1 protein-coding gene is annotated in these 4,527 nt (G+C 39.0%); it reads right to left on the bottom strand.

Annotation, left to right across the window (positions count from 1 at the left end; genetic code table 11):
• Positions 1–547: 547 nt before the first annotated feature.
• Complete coding sequence (locus tag F6K54_RS40855) at positions 548–4,162, bottom strand: HEAT repeat domain-containing protein (protein ID WP_293090184.1); 3,615 nt, start codon at positions 4,160–4,162, stop codon at positions 548–550.
• Between the last annotated feature and the right edge of the window lie 365 nt (positions 4,163–4,527).

Genomic DNA, 4,527 nt, shown 5'->3' with positions numbered 1-4,527 from the left:
AGGGCAGGGAGCCCAAGTCCAGTAGTGGACTGTTTCATCTAAAATGGTGCATTAGATTTAATTCAAAAGTCATGCCTTTAAAAGTAAGAATTTTCAAGTTAAAAGCGCTCTGCACAGTTTGAGCTGTGCATTCATCCGTGCATCCGTGGCCAAATCCGTGTCTTGCCCTGACTTCTCTAAAGCACTATTTTAGGTGAAATAGTCCAGTAGGGTGCGTTATATCATGTCCGGTTGAACAGTTATAAATAAATAACTACGGAGGAGTCAGGAGTCAGGAGTCAGGAGTCAGGAGGAAAGAGGGAAGAAAGAAGGAGAAAGTTTTTTTATAACTGATTATCCGAACATGATATTACACTTCGTTAACGCACCGCCAAATCTACAATGTTTCGGTGGGTTACGCTGACGCTAACCCACCCTACTGGACTGTTTCATCTTAAATGTTGCATTAGAAAATGGGGTGATGGGGGGATGGGGTGATGGGGGGATGGGGTGACGAAAAAAGCTAATGCACTATTTTAGGTGAAACAATCCACTACTGTTGCTCTCACTAATTCTCTAATCGTCGCAATATCTCTTTTGCCCACTCCCGCAGTTGTTCGTCTGGGTCATTTTCTGCTCTGTCTTGTAATAGTGGGAGGATTTGCGGATGGTCTGGATATTGTTCAAGAATTTCCTCTAGTGCAATTTGTCGAGGGTTGTCTTGATAATTATATTCACGTTGAAAGAAGTCATTGAGGGTGGTATGGTAAAATAACTCAAAAATTCCAGGTTCATGTTTCCAACCAGTAGCTATTTGTCGCACCGCTTCCCTTCGTATATGCCAGCTATGATCAGACTCTAGGCTTTGCTTAAGTAATTCAAAAATTCCAGGTTCATGTTTCCAACCAGTAGCTATTTGTCGCAACGCTTCAAATCGAACAAACCAATAATCATCAAACTTTGCCCTTTGTTTAAGTAATTCTAAAATTCCCTGCTCATGTTTCCAACCAGTAGCTATTTGTCGCACTGCTTCACTTCGCACAGCCGAATTCTCAGACTTTACCCATAGTTTGAGTAAATCTAAAATTTCTGGCTCATGTTTCCAACCAATAACTATTTGTCGCACTGCTTCCTGTCGTACACTCGAACTATCATCAGACTCTACCCATTGTTTGAGCAATTCTAAAATTCCCGGCTGATTTTTCCAATCAGTAGCAATTTGACGCACTGCTTTGACCCTCACACCCGAATCATTATCAGACTCTAAACTTTGTTTAAGTAAATCTAAAATTCCCGGCTCATGCTTCCAATCAGTAGCAATTTGTAGCACTACTTTAAGCCTTACGCTCGACCTATTATCAGACTCTAAACTTTGTTTGAGTGAATCTAAAATTCCCGGCTCATGCTTCCAAGCAGTCGCTATTTGTAGTACCGCTTCAACTCGCACATCCCAATTCTTATCAGACTCTACCCATTGTTTGAGTGAATCTAAAATTCCCTCCTCATGCTTCCAACCAGTAGCAATTTGTCGTAACGCTTCAACTCGCACACTCGAACTATTACCAGACTCTACCCATTGTTTGAGTAAATCTAAAGTCCCCGGCTCGCGTTTCCAACCAGTAGCTATTTGTCGCACTGCTTCAACTCGCACATCCCAATTCTCATTAGACTCTACCCATTGTTTGAATAACTCTAAAATTTCTGGTTTGCCTTTGCCCAAAGTAGCAATTTGTTGCACTGCTTCCCGTCGTACATCCCAACCATCATCAGACAATACCTGTTGCTTGAGTAACTCTAGAATTTCTAGTTTGTCTTTGTCTAAAGTAGCAATTTGTCGCACCGCTTCCCGTCGCACAATCCAATTATTACGAGATACTAGCAATTGTTTGAGCCAGGTATAGGTTAAAGGGTCATCCCTCCAGGTTGCGGCCACCACTGCTACAGCTTGACCGCGAATTTTATAAATTAAGGCTTCATATTTCTGATAAATTTCTTTAGAGTCAATATCATAAGGTCTGCAAGAATAACCACGGTTATACCCAGTCAAATCTTTTAACCTATTTAATAACCGATTTTCCACATCACCAATACCATGACGAATCCTAACTTCAAACAAACACTTGCCAGCCAAAAATAAATTCAGAAACTTTTCCTCTTCCCCCTCTTGCTCCATCAAATAACTAATAACTTCCCCCACAAACTTCGCATCAATCATCCCAGAAATTAACCGCAATACTTCATGCCATGTTTCATCCTGCCAATGGCTCCCAAAAACTTCCTCAATCAATTCTTTTTTAGAAATTTTCTGTTCTTTTTCAAACTGCCAAACAAACTCCCTGGCACAAAAATATTCCAAAAAAGTTCGATGCACAAAAGCATAATATTCAGCTCCAACAAAACACAAAATAAAATTCCGACTCCGCAACTGTTCCATCAACGCCCTAGCCACACCTCTTGCATCATTAATATCTACACTTTTTAGATACTCCCAAATAATCCTTTCTAAATCATCTCCCAAAATCAAATTACCAGCTAAACCCGCAGTATTTCCCTGCATAAAATGAGCAACTCGACGCAAAATTGCCTGTTTATCTTTATAGTCAATAGTAATCGGGTCAATCTTTGCATCAACTAACGCTCTTTCCATATCCCATTGATGTAATAAAACCCGCGAAGCTTGATTATAAAGTTCTGCCCTATCTCTCGGCAATTCTTGATTCCGATTTAGAATAGCCATCATAGTTAATAAAAGGGGATTTTCTGCCAATTCTTTAATAGCTGAAGAATCCTTAATTGCCCGTTTAAATCTTTCTCGTTTTCTTATCTTTTCCGCCTCATCGATATAAGTCAAATTATGCCAACGTTGAATAAAATCCTCAATTTGTTCCGCTGACAAATCTTGCAACATAAAATGATTAAATTCAGCATCCCGGAGTTTTTGTGGCTTATAACCAATCACCCGCGAAGTAACAATAACCCGCACATTTTTATAGTCATTAGTAAACCGATGAATATCAGTAATTATTTCCTCTCGTTTAGCAGGATCGAAAACTTCATCCAATCCATCAAACATCACAATAGCATCACCACTTTGTAATTTAGCATGAAGTTCCTGTTGAGGTAATTGACAAATTATTCCGCTACCTTTTTCCAGAAACTCCAGAAAGTTTTGGCATTTATTAGCATCATGGTTCCTCACATAAGTCCGTAGTTCAATTAATATAGGAATTGGCTGTAAAGGTAAATCTTTCAGAGGTAATTCTGCCCATTGGAGAGCGATATATTGTAATAAAGTAGACTTGCCAGAACCAGGGTCGCCCAGAATCACTAAATATTGATAATTGCTATTTTCTATTAATTCCAAAACCGAGCGAGTATGCTGTTCAAAATATCTGCGTCTAAGACTTTCTAATCTTTCTTGAGAAAGTTCTTCCTCAAACTGCCCAGTCTCCTTTAATCGCTGCCGATATTCTTTAGGAATTTCATGTACTTGAGGCAGAAATTCCTGAGATTCCCGGACATTTTGAGGAATAAACATTCGCCATAATTTCAATTGATTATAGGCATAACCACTGGTATCTAAACTTTCTAATTTCAGATTTCCATATTGTTCTCGGATTCCTTCTCGATATCTTTTTAAGTCAAAATCTGGCTTAATTTCAGTTTGATTTGCCAAATTATCCAGATTTTCTGAATCCAATATTTTCCGTAATTCATCCGACTCTCGAATAATTTTTTTCACCTTTCTCTGATATTGCTTGGCAACTAATTCCCAGTCAAATTCATCTGGCAAAGGTGGATTAATTTCGTTCCAGGTAATAGCTAGTTTATTAGTCTCTAAAATTTTTAGTTCATTATCAAAAGCACTAACCAAAACTTTTAAAACTGACTTATTTTGAATAAACTTTTTTAAAGGTTTAGTATATTTCTTTAACTCACTTTCACTCAATTCAGCATTTTCTAACTCTTGCTGTATCAAATCTAAAAAATATTTAATAGCTTGTGCCGTAGCTTTTTGTAAAACTTTTCCATTTGTTATGCCACCAATAGCATCAGAAATACCTTGTTTAAAAAAATCTTTAACATAGTCTTCAGCAGTACCCTTAGCTAATTCTCCAATAACTTCCTGAGCAATAAATTTAACCGCTTCACTACCACCCCAAGCAATTAACCATTCAATCATAATTATTTCATCTCTTATATTTTAGTTATTTTTTATTATAAAAAAATTAGGAAGAATTTATAGGAGTAAGATAAATATAGCGTTTCTCAAATTGGTGAGATACAGTTTTAGATCCCCCCTAACCCACCTTAATAAGGCAGGGCTGTTTCATTCTCGATAGACACGGGGACACGGGGACACGGGGACACGGAGACACGGAGACACGGAGACACGGAGACACGGAGACACGGGGACACGGGGACACGGAGACACGGAGACATGGAGACACGGATACACGGAGACACGGAGACACGGGGACGCGGTGGAAAGAGAAAACGAGGGAACACCAGGAACAAAGCAGGCCGGAGCACGTAGGCCGTCTACAG

Origin of the sequence: Okeania sp. SIO3B5 (assembly GCF_010692555.1) — a bacterium.
GTDB lineage: Bacteria > Cyanobacteriota > Cyanobacteriia > Cyanobacteriales > Microcoleaceae > Okeania.
The sequence above is the reverse complement of the archived record's forward strand: the minus strand, read 5'-3'. Positions and strand labels throughout refer to the sequence as shown.